We start from the raw sequence: 14,642 nt of genomic DNA on the forward strand, positions 1-14,642 counted from the left end.
ATGAAGCACGCCACTTTTCGCCCCCGTTTCAGCCACGGCGCCCTCCTGCTGCTCATGCTGGGCTCGGGGATGGCCCAGGCCGCCGACGCCCTGCCCGTCATCCAGCAGCAGTGGGCCGTCTGTCAGTATCAGCAGACCGGCAAGGCCAAGGAGAGCTGTCTCGAACAGCTGAGCAGCCAGGCCGATCAGGCCAGCGCCAAGGAGGCCTTTCGCACCGACCTGCTGATCTGGTCGGCCATCGTCAAGAGCACCTGGGCCGGCGCCAAGGGCGGGCTGGGGGCGCTCGGTCTGGTCAAGGAGGCCAAGGCCAAGCTGGAGATCGCCCTCAAGCAGGACCCCAAGGCACTGGATGGCTCCGCCTACACCAGTCTGGGCTCGCTCTACTATCAGGTACCGGGCTGGCCGGTGGGCTTTGGCGATGACGAGAAGGCCGAGCAGCTGCTCAAGCAGGCGCTGGCCATCAACCCGACCGGCATCGACCCCAACTTCTTCTACGGCGACTTCCTGCTGGATCAGGGTCGCAAGACCGAGGCCAAGGGCTATCTGGAGAAGGCGCTGAGCGCCCCGCCCCGGCCAGGTCGCGAGCTGGCGGACCAGGGTCGACGCATCGAGATCCGCGATCGCCTCGACAAGCTGTAAACCCAAGTCGGATCAGAGCGCTATTTAAACTCTGCCCACCAGCTTGCATACTGGTGGGCAGCGTCTTTTGAGGGGAATAACAATGCGGATCCTGTTGGTGGAAGATGATGTGATGCTGGGCGACGGCATGGTGGATGCCCTGCGCAGCAGCGGCTACACGGTGGACTGGCTGCAGCAGGGGCTGCCCGCTCTGTCGGTGCTCAAGAGCGAGGAGTTTGCCGCGCTCATTCTGGATCTCAACCTGCCGGACATCGACGGCATCAGCCTGCTGCGCAAGCTGCGCCGGGAAGGCCAGACGTTGCCGGTGTTGATCCTCACCGCCCGCGACGCCCTGGACGACCGGGTGCTGGGGCTGGATGCAGGCTCCGACGACTACATGGTCAAGCCGTTCGCCCTGCAGGAGCTCAACGCCCGCCTGCGCGCCCTGGTGCGGCGCAGCAAGGGGCAGGCCCAGGCGGTACTCGAATACGGCGAGCTGCAGCTCTATCCCGAGTCCCAGCAGGTCACCTATCGCGGCGAGCCGGTCAAACTCACCCCCCACGAATACAAGCTGCTGCAGGAGCTCATCACCCAGAGCGGCCGGGTGCTGAGCAAAGATCAGCTGCAGCAGAGCCTCTACGGCTGGGACGAGGGGGCCGAGAGCAACGCGGTGGAGGTGCATATTCACCACCTGCGCAAGAAGTTCTACAGCGATCTCATCCGCAATATCCGCGGGGTCGGCTATATAGTCCCCCAGCTTGAACAGGCCCAGCGCCGGGACCACCGGGCATGACGCGTCCCCGCTCCATCCGCCGCTTCCTGCTCTCCGGCATCCTGGCGCTGGTCAGCGCCAGCCTGGCCATCAGCGCCCTCATCGGTTATCTGGAGGCCAACCACGAGATGGAGGAGCTGTTCGATGCCCGTCTCGCCCAGTCCTCCCGCATCACCAACCAGCTGCTCAGCCGCTATCTGGAGCAAAATGGCGAACTGCCCGCCAACGGCACCGTCTATCAGGACTGGGAGCAGCACAACCCGGATCAGTGGCAGAAGGACACCAGCTTCAACCTGCGGGGGGAGGACAGGGAACTCACCCCCTTCGGCCACGAATTCGAGCGCAACCTCTACTTCCAGCTGCTGAGCGAGCAGGGCCACATACTGCTGCGCTCCCCCAGCGCCCCGAGCCAGCCCCTCGGCGCCCTGGCTCCCGGCTTCAACAACGTCACCAAGGACAACCACGAGTGGCGCACCTTCACCCTTTACAACCAGGACGAGCACACCTGGCTCATCGTGGCGGAGCGGGATGACGAGCGCAGCGAGCTGGCCAGCAAAATGGCCACCCTGGCCATGCTGCCGCTGCTCATCACCCTGCCCTTCCTGCTCGGCCTGCTGTGGTGGCTCATCTCCCGCGGGCTGGCGCCGCTGCGGCAGCTGGCCCAGGCCATCGGTGAGCGCCATCCGGCCAACCTGAGCCCGCTCACCCTGAAGATCCGCGCCCAGGAGCTGACCCCGCTCACCAACGAGATCAACCGGTTGATGCACGCGCTGGCCGACACCATAGAGCGGGAGAAGCAGTTCACCAACGAGGCCGCCCACGAGCTGCGCACCCCGCTGGCGGTGCTGCGTATCCACAGCGAGAACGCGCTGGCAGCCGAAGATGCCGAGACTCGTCAGCACTCCCTGCAGAAGATGCTGCTGGCGCTCGATCGCAGCGATCGGCTGCTGCGCCAGCTGCTGACCCAGGCCCGCATCGACAACCAGCAGGGGCTGGATCTGACCGAGCTCAACCTGAACCAGCTGCTGCAGGGCACCCTGGCCACCCTGGCCCCCATCGCCCTGAAAAAGGATCAGCAGCTGTCGCTGGAAGGCACCGAGCAGCTGACGGTGATGGGGCAGGCCACCCTGCTGGAGCTGATGTTCAGCAACCTCATCGACAACGCCCTGCGCTACACCCAGGCGCAGGGCGAGATCGCGGTCGAGGCGCGCCAGGAGGGGCACAGGGTCAGGGTCGACATTCGCGACAACGGCCCCGGCATCCCCACCGCCGCCCTGTCGCGCCTGTGCGAGCGTTTCTTTCGGGTCAATCCCCAGCAGGGGGACGGGGTCGGCCTCGGCATGGCCATCGTCTCGCGCATCGCCCAGCTGCACGGCGCCGATCTCGACATCCACAACCGGCCGGAAGGGGGGCTGGAAGTGAGCGTGCTGCTGCCCGCCCCCTCTCGCCCAGCCTGATCAGCACCATCAAAAACGGGGGCCTGGCCCCCGTTTTTTATATTGTTCGCTTCCCTCAGCGACAGCTCGGCTGCACCGTGAAGGTGCGGCTCGAATCCACTGCGCCGAGATCCGCCAGCAGGCGGCGCCCCAGCAGCACCGGATAGATCATCTTGCTGCGATCGCGCAGGGTAAACCACTCCTCATACACCTTGTCACCCAGGCAGATGGACATGGTGACCGTGGGGCGCTGCTCCATGCCGCCGGCACCGCGCACCGTCACCATGTGCTCCACCGGTCGCTCCAGGGTCTGACTCACCTGCCGGTCGGTATTGGCATCGGTCACCTGCAGGGTAAAGCGCACCCAGGACTTGCCGTCACGCTTGAAGTGGCGCAGATCCCGTGCATCGAGCGAGGAGGTAAGCGCCCCGGTATCCAGCTTCATCTTCACCGCCACCCCACTCGGCATGATGAGTCCCTTCTCAATCCAGCCATAGACGGCGGGATCGGAGGCAGCCCGAGCCGCTCCCGGCAGGGCGAGACCGACCAGCAACAGCAGCGGCATCATTCGCAATCCGAACATCTTCACTCCTTGTCAGGACAGGGCCGACGCTGGCCCGAGCAGCCCAGAGTGGGGATGGAAAAGGCAGCTGTCAACTGGTGAACGTGGCCGCCTCGCCGCCGCCAGCGCGGCCATGGTGCGTAACGTCAGGATCACGCAGCAGCCTGCCAAACAGGATTCAATCAGGATTCAATCAGGATATTTCAAGTAGACGGACGAGACGAGATAAACGGGGCTGGATGAAACCCAAGGCTGCGCTCAGGTTGTGACGCCAAAGGCTACCACAACGCTGAGTGAATTATCAGTCTTGTTCCGACGGGATTTTTGCCTACACTGTTGTAAACCGGAGGGCCTGAAAACCACCGGTTTTTTTGCGCCTGCCGAAAAGTTGCCACTGCAAAGTGACCTATCAAACAAGGCTCAATAAGGAATTCGTAATGCGTATCGAAGAAGACTTGAAGCTCGGTTTCAAGGATGTCCTGTTCCGCCCCAAGCGCTCTACTCTCAAGAGCCGTTCCCAAGTCAGCCTGACCCGCCAGTTCACCTTCAAGCACACCCAGACCCAATGGCAAGGGGTGCCCGTCATCGCCGCCAACATGGATACCGTCGGCAGCTTCGCCATGGCACGTACCCTGGCCAGCTTCGAGATGATGACCGCAGTCCACAAGCACTACAGCCTTGCGCAGTGGCAAACCTTCGTCAATGAGACCGACCCGGCGCTGCAGGGTCACGTGATGGTCTCTACCGGCACCTCCGAGGATGACTTCACCAAGACCCGCCAGATCCTGGCCATGTCCAGCGCCCTGCGCTTCATCTGCGTCGATGTGGCCAACGGCTACTCCCAGCACTTCGTCGAGTTTCTGCGCAAGATCCGCGAGGCCTGTCCGAACCACGTCATCCTGGCGGGCAACGTGGTCACCGGCGAGATGGTCGAAGAGCTGATCCTCTCCGGCGCCGACATCGTCAAGGTGGGCATAGGCCCGGGTTCGGTCTGCACCACCCGGGTCAAGACCGGCGTCGGCTACCCGCAGCTCTCCGCCATCATCGAGTGTGCCGATGCGGCTCATGGTCTCGGCGGCCAGATCGTCGGTGACGGCGGCTGCACCTGCCCGGGGGATGTGGCCAAGGCGTTTGGCGGCGGCGCCGACTTCGTGATGCTGGGCGGCATGCTGGCAGCCCACGAGGAGTGCGGTGGCGAGATCGTCGATGTAGATGGCGAACCCTTCATGAAGTTCTACGGCATGAGCTCATCGAGCGCCATGGACAAGCACGCCGGCGGCGTCGCCGAGTACCGCGCCTCCGAGGGCAAGACGGTGCTGCTGCCCTACCGCGGCCCGGTGGAGAACACGGTGCGCGACATTCTGGGCGGGGTGCGTTCCACCTGCACGTATGTGGGTGCCAGCCAGCTGAAAGAACTCACCAAGCGTACCACCTTTATCCGGGTGCGCGAGCAAGAGAACAACGTCTACGGCAAGGAGTAACTCGCCGCAGCCACCGTCATGCGCTGACGGTTAGAAGCCAGCCAACCGGTGTGCTACCCTGCGCACCGGTTTTTTGCATCTGGAACCCCGCGACATGACAAGCCCGCTTCCCCCGTTTGACTGGGACATCTTCTGCTGCGTAGTGGACAACTTCGGTGACATCGGTGTCACCTGGCGGCTGGCCCGCCAGTTGAAACAGGAAGGAGCGCTCCCGGCGCAGGAGAGTGAGGTTCAGGTGCGGCTCTGGGTGGACGATCTGGCGAGCTTCGCCCGCATCTGCCCTGGGCTCGACCCGGCGCAGGAGAGCCAGTGGGTCGACGGCATCCATATCCAGCACTGGCACGAGACCCTGCCGGCGGACACCCTCCCGGCCAAAGTGGTGATCGAGGCCTTTGCCTGTCAGCTGCCCGCCCCCTTCATTGAACGAATGGCCGAGCAGATGGCGAGCCAGCCCAGGCCCCCCTGCTGGATCAACCTCGAATACCTCTCTGCCGAATCCTGGGTCGAGGATTGCCACGCCCTCGCCTCGCCCCAGCGGGTCGGCAACCAGAGCCTCAACAAATACTTCTTCTTCCCGGGCTTTACCGCTAAAACCGGCGGCCTCCTGTGCGAGCGCGGCCTCATCGTCGAGCGCGAGCGCTGGCAACAAGATGAAGCCGGGCTTGCCGCCTACTGGGCCAGCCTCGGCCTGCCGCCCAAGCAACAGCACGAGCTGCGGGTCAGCCTCTTCACCTACGAAAGCCCCGCCCTGACCAGCCTGGTCGAGAGCTGGTGCCAGAGCGCCACGCCCGTCACCCTGCTGCTGCCGCTCGGGCGCTCCCTCAACGACGTGCTCACCGGCGCCGGGCTGGCAGCGGCCATTCCGACGGCCAAAGCAGGGGCGCTGCTGCAGGCGGGCAACCTCACCATCAAGCTGCTGCCGATGACCGATCAGGCCGGTTACGATCGGCTGCTGTGGAGCTGCGATCTCAATCTGGTGCGCGGGGAGGACTCCTTCGTGCGGGCCCAGTGGGCCGCTCGCCCCTTCCTGTGGCACATCTATCCGCAGGAAGATCAGGCCCACATGGTCAAGCTGGACGGCTTTCTCGACCACTATCTGGCAGAGCTGCCCACCGCCACCGGCCAGTGGCTGCGCGGTTTCAGCCACGCTCTCAATCAGGGGGAAAACTGTCGCGATTGGTGGGCGCAATGGCCGGAACACGCCGCGATATGGCGGCAACATGGGCGACCTTGGTCACAGAAGCAGCTCAGGGATGGGGATCTCGTCACTCGGCTGGTGAAATTTTTAGAAAGCCGTATATAATCTGGCAGTTTTTATCTGCCCGTATACGAACAGGAATTTTTACATGAAAACCGCACAGGAAATCCGCGCTGGTAACGTCGTCATGATCGGTACCGAGCCGATGGTGGTCCAGAAAGCCGAATTCAACAAATCCGGCCGTAACTCCGCCGTGGTCAAGATGAAGCTGAAAGGCCTGCTGAACGGCAGCGCCACCGAGACCGTATTCAAGGCCGACGACAAGCTGGAAGTTGTTCAGCTGGAACGTAAAGAGTGCACCTACTCCTACTTCTCCGACCCCCTGTATGTCTTCATGGACACCGAGTACAACCAGTACGACGTCGAGAAAGACAACCTGGGTGATGCCCTGAACTACATGGTTGACGGCATGGAAGACATCTGCGAAGTGACTTTCTACAACGAGAAAGCCATCTCCGTAGAACTGCCGACCACCATCGTTCGCGAAGTCGAGTACACCGAGCCGGCCGCCCGTGGCGACACCTCCGGTAAAGTGACCAAGCCGGCCCGTCTGAAGGGCACCACCTACGAGCTGGCCGTTGCCGCCTTCGTAGAGATCGGCGACAAGATCGAAATCGATACCCGCACCGGTGAGTTCAAGCGTCGCGTCAACTAAGTTGACCCCTTGAATCCATGGTAAAAAAGCGAGCCTTTGGCTCGCTTTTTTTATGGGTGCACGGCGCCCCTCGGCTGTATTCGAAGCGCAAACATGGCTAAATGGGCAAGCTGGTTTGTGCCATCCTCCGGAGCGCCCCATGACATCTCTGCATAAAGGTCTGTTGCTGCTGTTGACCCTGGTACTGCTGGTCCTCTCCGGCTGGCAACCCTATGACAGGGCGACCTGGCTGATGGAGGTCGCCCCCGTGCTCATCGCCATGCCGCTGCTTGCCCTGACGCACCGCCGTTTTCCGCTCACCAGCCTGCTCTATCTGTGCATCGCCCTGCATGCCATGGTACTGATGTTGGGCGGCGCCTATACCTATGCCCGCGTCCCGTTGGGATTCGAGCTGCAGCAGTGGCTCGAGCTCAGTCGCAACCCCTATGACAAGATTGGCCACTTCTTTCAGGGCTTCGTGCCAGCCCTGGTGTGCCGGGAGATCCTGCTGCGCGGAGGTTATGTCCAGGGCCGGCGCATGCTGGCGTTTCTGGTGGTCTGCGTGGTGCTCGCCATCAGCGCTACCTACGAGTTCATCGAGTGGGGGGCGGCCCTTGCGCTCGGCCAGGGGGCGGATGAGTTTCTCGGCACCCAGGGCGACCCCTGGGATACCCAGTCCGACATGTTCTTCGCCCTGATTGGCGCCGTCACTGCCCTGCTGCTGCTCTCGCCCCTGCACGACCGCCAGCTGGCCAGGCTCGCCAGCCCCGAGCGGCCGTCACCCTAGCGCTGCCACTTCCCCCTTCAGAAAACCGGCATGGTGCCGCTAACCCGAATAACCGGGGGAGCGCACTATGGCCAGATTCTTCTTATCACTGCTGTTACTGACCCTGCTGGCAAGCAACCCCTTGCAGGCCAGCGAGGGCACACCGCTGACGCCGCTCGACTACTGGCAGAACAACGACTGGCAGGGGCTGCCCAACAGCACCCAGATCGACAAGCAGACAGTGCTGTTCGCCAAGCACGACAGCGACAGCTATGTGGGGCTGGCCATCCTCTTGCCCGACTGGCAGCGCAGCGGCCAGCTGTGGCAGCTGACCCGGGCCCTCGGCCGGCTCGGCTTCGACACCCTGCTGCTGCTCCCCTCGCCCCAGCAGACCGAGCTTGACCCTGCCGCCGAGAAAAAGCAGCAGGCCATCGACGACTTTCGCAAGCAGTTTGCCACCCGCATCAGCAAGCTGGGGGATGCCAAGCTGCAGGAGGGGGGCTTCAAGCTGATACTGGCGCAGGGCACCGGCGCCGCCTGGGCCACCAACCTCATCGCCAGCGAACAGCTGCCAGCCCCCGATGCGCTGGTGCTGCTCGACGGCTTCTTCCCCGACCAGCAGAGCAACCAGATCTTCGCCAAGGAGATCGCCCAGGCCACCATGCCGACCCTCGACCTCTATCAGGAGGATGGCGGACGCTGGCCGCTGCTGGCTGCCGAGGCGCGCAGAAGCGAGAGCCGCCGCAGCCACAAGCTCAACTACCGCCCCTACGCCCTGCTGGAGCTGGATGAAACACCGACCCGGATCCAGGGCTGGCTCACCCACCTCGGCTGGCTCTGACCCGAAAAATGCCGCCTGCCTCACATCCGGCGCGATTGCCAAGCCATTGATGCGCAGCAAACTGGCCCTCGCTCGCCGATGTTTGGCATCATGAACGCCTCAACGGCAGGAGGCTCCATGCAGCAAATTGTATTTCTCGACAGCGATACCCTGGATACCGGCATCACCCTGCGCCACCCCGACTTTCCCCATCACTGGCAGAGCTACCCGAGCACGGCCCCCGAGCAGGTGGTGGAGCGGCTCAAAGACGCCAGCATCGCCATCATCAACAAGGTACGCATCGGCGCCGCCGAGCTGGCCCGGCTGCCGGACCTGAAACTCATCGCGCTGGCCGCCACCGGCAGCGACAACGTAGATCTGGAGGCGTGCCGCACCGCCAACGTCGGCGTCTGCAACATCCGCAACTACTCGGGCCCCTCGGTGCCGGAACACGCCATGGCGCTGATGCTGGCCCTGGCGCGCAACCTCTTCTGCTGGCGCCAGTCGCTGCTGGAGGGGCGCTGGCAGCAGAGCGGCCAGTTCTGCTTCTTCGATCACCACATCACGGATCTGCACGGCAAGCGGCTCGGCATCATCGGCAAGGGGACGCTCGGTCAGGCCCTCGGCGAGCGGGCCAGGGGGATCGGTATGGAGGTGCGCTACGCCCAGAGCCAAGTCGGCGCCAGCCATGACGAGGATCGGCTGCCGCTGGACGAACTGCTGCAAAGCGCCGACGTCATCAGCCTGCACTGCCCGCTCACCCCCTACACCCGCAACCTGATTGGCGAGCGGGAGCTCGAGCTGATGAAGCCGGGCGCCCTGCTGATCAACGTCGGCCGCGGCGGTCTGGTGGACGAAGAGGCCCTGCTGCGGGCACTGGCCAACGGCCGCCTCGGCGGCGCCGGTTTCGACGTGGCGAGCGTCGAGCCGCCGCCGCCCGACCACCCGCTGATGCAGGCGCTGCAGTACCCTCACTTCATTCTCACCCCCCATGTGGCCTGGGCCAGCGAGGAGTCGATGCAGCGCCTTGCCGATCAGCTGATCGACAACATCAACGCCTTCGCCGAGGGGCGCCGCCAACACCGGCTGGTGTGAGCGGCGGTCGAGCCAAACAAGAGAGGGGCCTGTCGGCCCCTCTCTCATTGCTGGCTGCGATCAATCATCGTCGTGCCATCTGTGTTTCTTGTGCTTTTTGTGTTTCTTGTGGTGCCTGTGCTCATCGTCGTAGTAACGGTCGTTGTTGCTCTTGTGGCCATCGCCAGTCTTGGCGCCGATGGCGGAGCCGCTGGCCCCGCCAACGCCGGCCCCGATCAGCTGACCCGTGTTGCCACCCACGCTCTTGCCGATGGCCGCGCCACCGAGGGCCCCGACGGCGCCACCGAGGGCCGCTTCATTCTTGTTGCCCTTGTTGGCCGTGGCGGCACCACCGGCCGCACCGCCCAGCGCCGCCCCCACCAGGGCGCCGGTATCACCGCCCAGCTCCTTGCCGATCATGGTGCCGGCCACGCCACCCGCACCGCCACCGAGGATGGTATTGAGTGTCTCCGAGGCCTGTGCTGCGCCGCTGACCAACAGCAGTGAGCCCAGCAGGGCCAGGGCGCTCATGCCACGCTTGTTCATCTCCATGGGGTACTCCTGTCAAACCTGATTAATTTCCCCGAACTATACGATGCCCGCCAAAGGGCGCCACTGTCGCAGGAGAGCGACACCGCCTCCCGCACCGCCTTCAATGTCGTTCAATTCACACATAAGATATTGAATTTGAATACGTAAATAACATCGCATGGAAATTGGGCAGCAAGCGGTGCCGAGGCCCATCGAGCGGCAGCGGTCGCTTAGCCGTTATCCATATGACAGGATCTGTCAGCACTCTGCTCCTGCCGGGTCCGCTCCGTCAAAGACCAGCCATCGCGCCCCAGCCGCTTGCTCCGATAGAGACACTCGTCGGCCCGCTCGAACAGCAGCACACCGTCATCCGGGCTGTGGGCACCGCCGACGCTCAGGGTCACCGCCTCGCGAAACTCACGCCATTGCTGATTGCGCACCCGCGCCAGCAGCCGGGTCAGCCCGGCCTCCAGCTCGCTGCGCGGCCAGGCCAGCAGAGCGGCGAACTCGTCTCCCCCGATCCGGTAGACGCAGCCGCTGCCCAGCTCCACCACCAGCAGCTCGGCGACCCGGCAGAGCACGCCGTCCCCCACCGTATGCCCCCAGTTGTCATTGATGCGCTTGAAGTTGTCGACATCGAACAGCAGCAGCCAGTGGGGAGTGGCGCTCTCCTCCAGTTCGCTGCGGCGCTGGGTGAAGGCCCGCCGGTTCATGATGCCGGTGAGGGGGTCGTGCAGCAGGGCATCCTGCCCCTGCAGAAAGCTGGCCCGCACCTGATCTATCTCGCTCAGGCTGCTGTGTACGAACCAGGTCTTCAGCTGGCAGGGAGTCTGGGTCGGATCCCGCACTATGCCGGTCAGCGAGCCGGCCACCAGCGCCTGCTCCTGATTGAACACCCGCACCAGAAAGTTGATGCTGCAAAACCAGATGGCAAACAGCGAGAGCAGCGGCAGCACCACCATCAGCAGGGCCTCCTCGAGGCCGTCGTGAAACAGCTCTGGCGGCAGATAGATGTTGAGATCCCAGTCGATCCCCTCCAGCTCCCGGCGCAGATGGCGGCCATGCCAGATCACCTCCAGAGCGCTGCCCACCACGCCCGCCGTGGTCGCCGGCGGCTGATAGAGCGCCATGTTGCAGCCCACCACCAGTGCATCTCCCCCCGCGAGCTGATGTAGATGGCCGCCTGGTTGCGACCCATGGCCCGCTGCAGTGCCCGCTGGATGGCGTTGAACGACATGTCGACCATCAGCAGGCCGAGCAGCTGACCATCCAGCCCCTTTACCCGCTTGATCAGGGTCAGGATCTGCTTGTCCGAGCCGAACTCCTGGTAGGGACCCAACCAGATGAGGTCATCGCCCGGCATCGACAGCGCCCGATACCAGGGCCGGCTGGCGGCACGATACTCGACAGGCTGCTGCCAGGACGGGTAGCTGCTGATGCGGTCCGTTTGCGGGTGGTAGAAGTAGATGTAGTGGCTGTCGCGCTTGATCTGGTGGGCAATGGCCCAGAGCGGGTTGTCGGCCGGCTCGCCGCGGGCGATGGCGGCCTTGTCCAGCGACGCCTCCAGCACCGCCAGCTGACGCTGGTTGGCCAGCACCAGCTCGTGGATCAGGGCCGCATCGAGGGAGGAGAGCATGTGGCCGTAGCCGGCCACCGTCTTGTCGATGCTGCGCAGATAGCTGGCCGTCGCCAGGGCCAGGGTCACCACCAGCACCAGGGTGCCCAGCAACAGACTAAATGAGGTCAACAGGTAGTAACGCCGACTAATCAGCCACTGAAACATCAACACCCCGATAGAAATACTGGAATGCGGAGATCTTATGGTTGTCGGCAAGAATTATTCATTGATTGAAATCAGCCCTCACGCTGGCCAATTGATAAAAAACATATAAACGTGATACCGCTCATCCATGCCGTGGATATGTATATCAACAAAAAGTAAAAACAGTGACCACTGTGCGTTGACGGCTAACCAGGAAGGGGGTGTTATAGTCTATAGCTTGAACAATCGGAGCCGGATGGCCTTGCCAAGGACCACCGAAGACGATTCCCTGTCAAACAAAGGAGATGTTATGAGCAGTCCGTTTATCGAACAGATCAAAGTACGTCGTACCATCTATGCCCTGGGTGACCAGGTTTCCCATACGCCGGAGCAGCTGACCACTCTCATCCAGGATGCCATCAAGCACAGCCCCTCCTCGTTCAACTCCCAGAGCTCCCGCGCCGTCATCCTGTTTGGCGCCCAGCACCACAAGCTGTGGGATATCGTCAAAGCCGAGCTGAAAAAGATCGTGCCGCCGGAAGCCTACGCCCAAAGTGAAGCCAAGGTGGATGGTAGCTTCCGCGCAGGTTTCGGCACCGTGCTCTTCTTTGAAGACACCGACGTCATCCAGGATCTGCAGCAAAAATTCGCCCTCTATGCCGACAACTTCCCCATCTGGTCGGAACATGCCACCGGCATCGCCCAGTTCGCGGTCTGGACCACCCTGGCCCAGGAGAAGATCGGCGCCTCCCTGCAGCACTACAACCCGCTCATCGACCAGGCGGTACACAAGGAGTGGAACCTGCCCGCCAGCTGGCTGCTGCGCGCCCAGATGCCCTTTGGCAGCATCAAGCAACCGGCCGGTGACAAGACCTTCATGGACGACGCCGCGCGTTTTCGCGTGTTCAAATAAGCGCGCCGCCCATCACCCAAGCCCCCGCTCGACGGGGGCTTTTTGTTGTCAGGCCAGCAGCGTCAGCTGCAGACCCGCCGCCTCCTCCACCACGCTCACCTGGCGCCAGTCCTGGATCAGGGCACTGATGTCCGGATCTAGCCGCTGCCTGCCTCCCACCTGCACCACACGGCAACCCGCCCGCAGCGCACTGGTGATGCCGGCCGGCGCATCCTCGAACACCAGGCAATCGGCCGCCGCCAGCCCCAGACGCTCGGCCGCCAGCAGATAGGGCTCGGGATCCGGCTTGCCATGCATCACATCCTCGGCCCCCACCAGCAGGGCGGGCAACGGCAGAGCGGCGCTGCGCAATCGATGACGGGCCACCCGCTGACTGGCGGAGGTCACCAGCGCCCAGCGATCGCTCGGCAAACCTGCCAACAGAGACCGGGCCCCGGTGATGGCCTCCGCCTGACCGGTGTGGTTGATCTCCAGCTCGTCGAGCAGGGCCACCTCCTGCGCCATATCCAGTTGCGGGGCCAGTGCTCGGAGCACCTCTCGCGAGCGCACCCCGTGGCACATGGCCAGCACCGGCTCGGGCGCCAGCTGATGGCGGCGGCACCAGAGCCGCCATACCGTCTCCACTTCGCCGGTGGAGTGCACCAGGGTGCCATCCATGTCCAGCAGCAGAGCGCTGGCCCGCAGCACAAGCCGGCTCATGCGCCGACCCCGGCCAGACCGGGTTCACTCCCCGCCAGAATGTCGCCGAAGGCCCGCCGTTGGGCCGCCTGTTCATAACAGGCCAGCGCCTGTTCGGCATTGCTCGCCCAGACTTGCAAGGGGCCGACCGCAAAGCCCTGCTGCAGCAGGCTGGTAAGCAGCTCTCCCGTCTCCGGCGCAGCCAGCGGCTGGGCCAGCACCAGGGTTCCCTTGATCAAAAACAGATAGCGTTCGGCAGGCATGAGGTGACTCCTTGTGACGGATCGGATGGGGCCAATGGGGCCCGCTACCAGACCATTAGAACAAGGCGATTAGATAATTTATAATCACAAAATGGCCACTTTAGATAACCATATGGAATGAAATTCGATCTGAAGCAACTGCAGGCATTCGTCACCCTGGCCGACACCGCCAACTACCGGGAGGCCGCCAACCGGCTGTTCATCACCCAGCCGGCCCTCACCAAGCAGATCCAGGGGCTGGAGCAGACCCTCGGCAGCACCCTGTTCAACCGGGGTCGCCACGGCGCCGAGCTGACCGCCATCGGCGCCCAGCTGCTCACCCAGGCGAGCGCCCTGGTCGAACACGGCAAGGGCTTTGAGCGCCATGCCATGGCGTTGGCCAGCGGCATCGCCGGGCGCCTCAAGATTGGTTTCGGCCTGTCGAGCTTCGCGCTGGCACCGGCACTGGTGGCCAGCTTCAAGCAGCAGGTGCCCGAGGTGATGGTGCATCTGCAGGACATGACCTCCGCCATCCAGCAGGAGCGGCTGTTGTCGGGCCAGCTGCAGCTCGGCTTCATGCGCCGGCCCCAGGCGCCGCAGTTGCAGGAGCACAGACTGCTGACCGATCGGCTGGTGCTGGCGGTGCCGACCCTGATGACCCGGCCGGATCCGGCCGCCTTCGATGTGGAGCAGGCGCTGGCCAGCCAGCCCTTGCTGCAGATGGTCGGCCACCGCTGTCCCGGCCTCAGCCAGCAGATCGCCGGCTTCCTCGGCGCCAACCGGCTGACCGGCATGATCCAGGAGGCGGAGGATATCCAGACCCTGGTGGCACTGGTGGCCGCCGGCATCGGCAACGCCATCCTGCCGCGCAGCGTCAGCTTCATCGCCGGCCCGGACGTCACCCTCTACCCCTTGTCCGGCCCCTGCTCCGAGTGGGAGATAAGCCTGGTGTGGAACCCGGAATTTGCCGATCCCATCCGCGATCGCTTCGTGCAGCTGGTCATCGATGCCCACCCGGCGCCGCAGCCAGCCCTGCCGGATCGCTGATGCGGCCGGTTCAGAGAGTCGATATCAGGGGGCAGGCGAGGTGTCGCC

Annotated in this window: 15 protein-coding genes and 1 pseudogene; 11 read left to right on the forward strand and 5 right to left on the reverse strand. The window is 63.8% G+C overall.

Translation table 11 applies throughout. The annotated features are described in order from the left end of the window. From E5E97_RS21840 to E5E97_RS21850, 3 genes are all read left to right on the forward strand, one after another. On the forward strand, nt 1–639 hold the full coding sequence (locus E5E97_RS21840) for a tetratricopeptide repeat protein (protein WP_171281083.1): 639 nt from the start codon (nt 1–3) through the stop codon (nt 637–639). An 82-nt stretch (nt 640–721) separates the two neighbouring features. Then, a complete protein-coding gene (locus E5E97_RS21845; protein WP_011706997.1) occupies nt 722–1,411 on the forward strand; it encodes a response regulator in 690 nt (229 codons plus the stop codon). Further along, a complete protein-coding gene (locus E5E97_RS21850; protein WP_171281084.1) occupies nt 1,408–2,847 on the forward strand; it encodes an ATP-binding protein in 1,440 nt (479 codons plus the stop codon). The genes E5E97_RS21845 and E5E97_RS21850 overlap by 4 nt, the downstream gene beginning before the upstream one ends. A gap of 55 nt (nt 2,848–2,902) precedes the next feature. Here the strand turns inward: E5E97_RS21850 and E5E97_RS21855 are convergent, their stop codons facing one another. Next, on the reverse strand, nt 2,903–3,409 hold the full coding sequence (locus E5E97_RS21855; RefSeq protein WP_043119333.1) for an ATP-dependent zinc protease: 507 nt from the start codon (nt 3,407–3,409) through the stop codon (nt 2,903–2,905). A gap of 416 nt (nt 3,410–3,825) precedes the next feature. Here E5E97_RS21855 and E5E97_RS21860 point away from each other — a divergent pair, with 416 nt between their 5' ends. From E5E97_RS21860 to E5E97_RS21885, 6 genes are all read left to right on the forward strand, one after another. After that, nucleotides 3,826–4,869, forward strand: coding sequence for a GMP reductase (locus E5E97_RS21860; protein WP_171281085.1), 1,044 nt, complete (start codon nt 3,826–3,828; stop codon nt 4,867–4,869). Between the two features lie 94 nt (nt 4,870–4,963). Beyond that, nucleotides 4,964–6,172 carry an elongation factor P maturation arginine rhamnosyltransferase EarP gene (earP, locus tag E5E97_RS21865; protein WP_171281086.1) on the forward strand — a complete coding sequence of 403 codons (1,209 nt, stop codon included), beginning with the start codon at nt 4,964–4,966 and terminating at the stop codon, nt 6,170–6,172. A 43-nt stretch (nt 6,173–6,215) separates the two neighbouring features. Further along, nucleotides 6,216–6,782 (forward strand): elongation factor P, encoded by a 567-nt coding sequence (gene efp, locus E5E97_RS21870; RefSeq protein ID WP_011707002.1) that lies wholly within the window; start codon nt 6,216–6,218, stop codon nt 6,780–6,782. Nucleotides 6,783–6,921: 139 nt separating this feature from the next. Next, nucleotides 6,922–7,548, forward strand: a complete 627-nt coding sequence (locus E5E97_RS21875; protein WP_171281087.1) for a DUF2238 domain-containing protein — start codon at nt 6,922–6,924, stop codon at nt 7,546–7,548. Between the two features lie 67 nt (nt 7,549–7,615). Then, nucleotides 7,616–8,368, forward strand: coding sequence for a DUF3530 family protein (locus E5E97_RS21880; protein ID WP_101150676.1), 753 nt, complete (start codon nt 7,616–7,618; stop codon nt 8,366–8,368). Between the two features lie 117 nt (nt 8,369–8,485). Next, nucleotides 8,486–9,442: a D-2-hydroxyacid dehydrogenase gene (locus tag E5E97_RS21885; RefSeq protein ID WP_171281088.1), complete on the forward strand. Its 957-nt coding sequence runs from the start codon at nt 8,486–8,488 to the stop codon at nt 9,440–9,442. Between the two features lie 60 nt (nt 9,443–9,502). Here the strand turns inward: E5E97_RS21885 and E5E97_RS21890 are convergent, their stop codons facing one another. Both E5E97_RS21890 and E5E97_RS21895 read right to left on the reverse strand, forming a co-directional pair. Next, complete coding sequence (locus tag E5E97_RS21890; RefSeq protein WP_171281089.1) at nt 9,503–9,973, reverse strand: YMGG-like glycine zipper-containing protein; 471 nt, start codon at nt 9,971–9,973, stop codon at nt 9,503–9,505. A 209-nt stretch (nt 9,974–10,182) separates the two neighbouring features. After that, a pseudogene (locus tag E5E97_RS21895) lies at nt 10,183–11,735 on the reverse strand (GGDEF domain-containing protein). Nucleotides 11,736–12,024: 289 nt separating this feature from the next. Here E5E97_RS21895 and E5E97_RS21900 point away from each other — a divergent pair. After that, nucleotides 12,025–12,627: a nitroreductase family protein gene (locus E5E97_RS21900; protein WP_171281090.1), complete on the forward strand. Its 603-nt coding sequence runs from the start codon at nt 12,025–12,027 to the stop codon at nt 12,625–12,627. Nucleotides 12,628–12,675: 48 nt separating this feature from the next. Here E5E97_RS21900 and E5E97_RS21905 read toward each other — a convergent pair whose 3' ends face one another. Both E5E97_RS21905 and E5E97_RS21910 read right to left on the reverse strand, forming a co-directional pair. Next, nucleotides 12,676–13,326 (reverse strand): HAD-IA family hydrolase, encoded by a 651-nt coding sequence (locus E5E97_RS21905; protein ID WP_171281091.1) that lies wholly within the window; start codon nt 13,324–13,326, stop codon nt 12,676–12,678. After that, a complete protein-coding gene (locus tag E5E97_RS21910; protein WP_011707010.1) occupies nt 13,323–13,568 on the reverse strand; it encodes a hypothetical protein in 246 nt (81 codons plus the stop codon). Before E5E97_RS21910 ends, E5E97_RS21905 begins: the two co-directional genes overlap by 4 nt. 117 nt (nt 13,569–13,685) lie before the next feature. Between E5E97_RS21910 and E5E97_RS21915 the strand changes: the two genes are divergently transcribed. Then, nucleotides 13,686–14,594, forward strand: coding sequence for a LysR family transcriptional regulator (locus E5E97_RS21915; protein ID WP_171281092.1), 909 nt, complete (start codon nt 13,686–13,688; stop codon nt 14,592–14,594). Nucleotides 14,595–14,642 lie beyond the last annotated feature (48 nt).

The organism is Aeromonas sp. 2692-1, assembly GCF_013085505.1.
Taxonomy (GTDB): Bacteria; Pseudomonadota; Gammaproteobacteria; order Enterobacterales; family Aeromonadaceae; genus Aeromonas; species Aeromonas hydrophila.

Excerpts from the sequence above, each read along its gene's own strand:
- E5E97_RS21840 (WP_171281083.1), top strand. The coding sequence starts at position 1 with ATGAAGCACGCCACTTTTCGCCCCCGTTTCAGCCACGGCGCCCTCCTG.
- E5E97_RS21845 (WP_011706997.1), top strand. The coding sequence starts at position 722 with ATGCGGATCCTGTTGGTGGAAGATGATGTGATGCTGGGCGACGGCATG.
- E5E97_RS21850 (WP_171281084.1), top strand. The coding sequence starts at position 1,408 with ATGACGCGTCCCCGCTCCATCCGCCGCTTCCTGCTCTCCGGCATCCTG.
- E5E97_RS21855 (WP_043119333.1), bottom strand. The coding sequence starts at position 3,409 with ATGTTCGGATTGCGAATGATGCCGCTGCTGTTGCTGGTCGGTCTCGCC.
- E5E97_RS21860 (WP_171281085.1), top strand. The coding sequence starts at position 3,826 with ATGCGTATCGAAGAAGACTTGAAGCTCGGTTTCAAGGATGTCCTGTTC.
- earP (WP_171281086.1), top strand. The coding sequence starts at position 4,964 with ATGACAAGCCCGCTTCCCCCGTTTGACTGGGACATCTTCTGCTGCGTA.
- efp (WP_011707002.1), top strand. The coding sequence starts at position 6,216 with ATGAAAACCGCACAGGAAATCCGCGCTGGTAACGTCGTCATGATCGGT.
- E5E97_RS21875 (WP_171281087.1), top strand. The coding sequence starts at position 6,922 with ATGACATCTCTGCATAAAGGTCTGTTGCTGCTGTTGACCCTGGTACTG.
- E5E97_RS21880 (WP_101150676.1), top strand. The coding sequence starts at position 7,616 with ATGGCCAGATTCTTCTTATCACTGCTGTTACTGACCCTGCTGGCAAGC.
- E5E97_RS21885 (WP_171281088.1), top strand. The coding sequence starts at position 8,486 with ATGCAGCAAATTGTATTTCTCGACAGCGATACCCTGGATACCGGCATC.
- E5E97_RS21890 (WP_171281089.1), bottom strand. The coding sequence starts at position 9,973 with ATGGAGATGAACAAGCGTGGCATGAGCGCCCTGGCCCTGCTGGGCTCA.
- E5E97_RS21900 (WP_171281090.1), top strand. The coding sequence starts at position 12,025 with ATGAGCAGTCCGTTTATCGAACAGATCAAAGTACGTCGTACCATCTAT.
- E5E97_RS21905 (WP_171281091.1), bottom strand. The coding sequence starts at position 13,326 with ATGAGCCGGCTTGTGCTGCGGGCCAGCGCTCTGCTGCTGGACATGGAT.
- E5E97_RS21910 (WP_011707010.1), bottom strand. The coding sequence starts at position 13,568 with ATGCCTGCCGAACGCTATCTGTTTTTGATCAAGGGAACCCTGGTGCTG.
- E5E97_RS21915 (WP_171281092.1), top strand. The coding sequence starts at position 13,686 with ATGAAATTCGATCTGAAGCAACTGCAGGCATTCGTCACCCTGGCCGAC.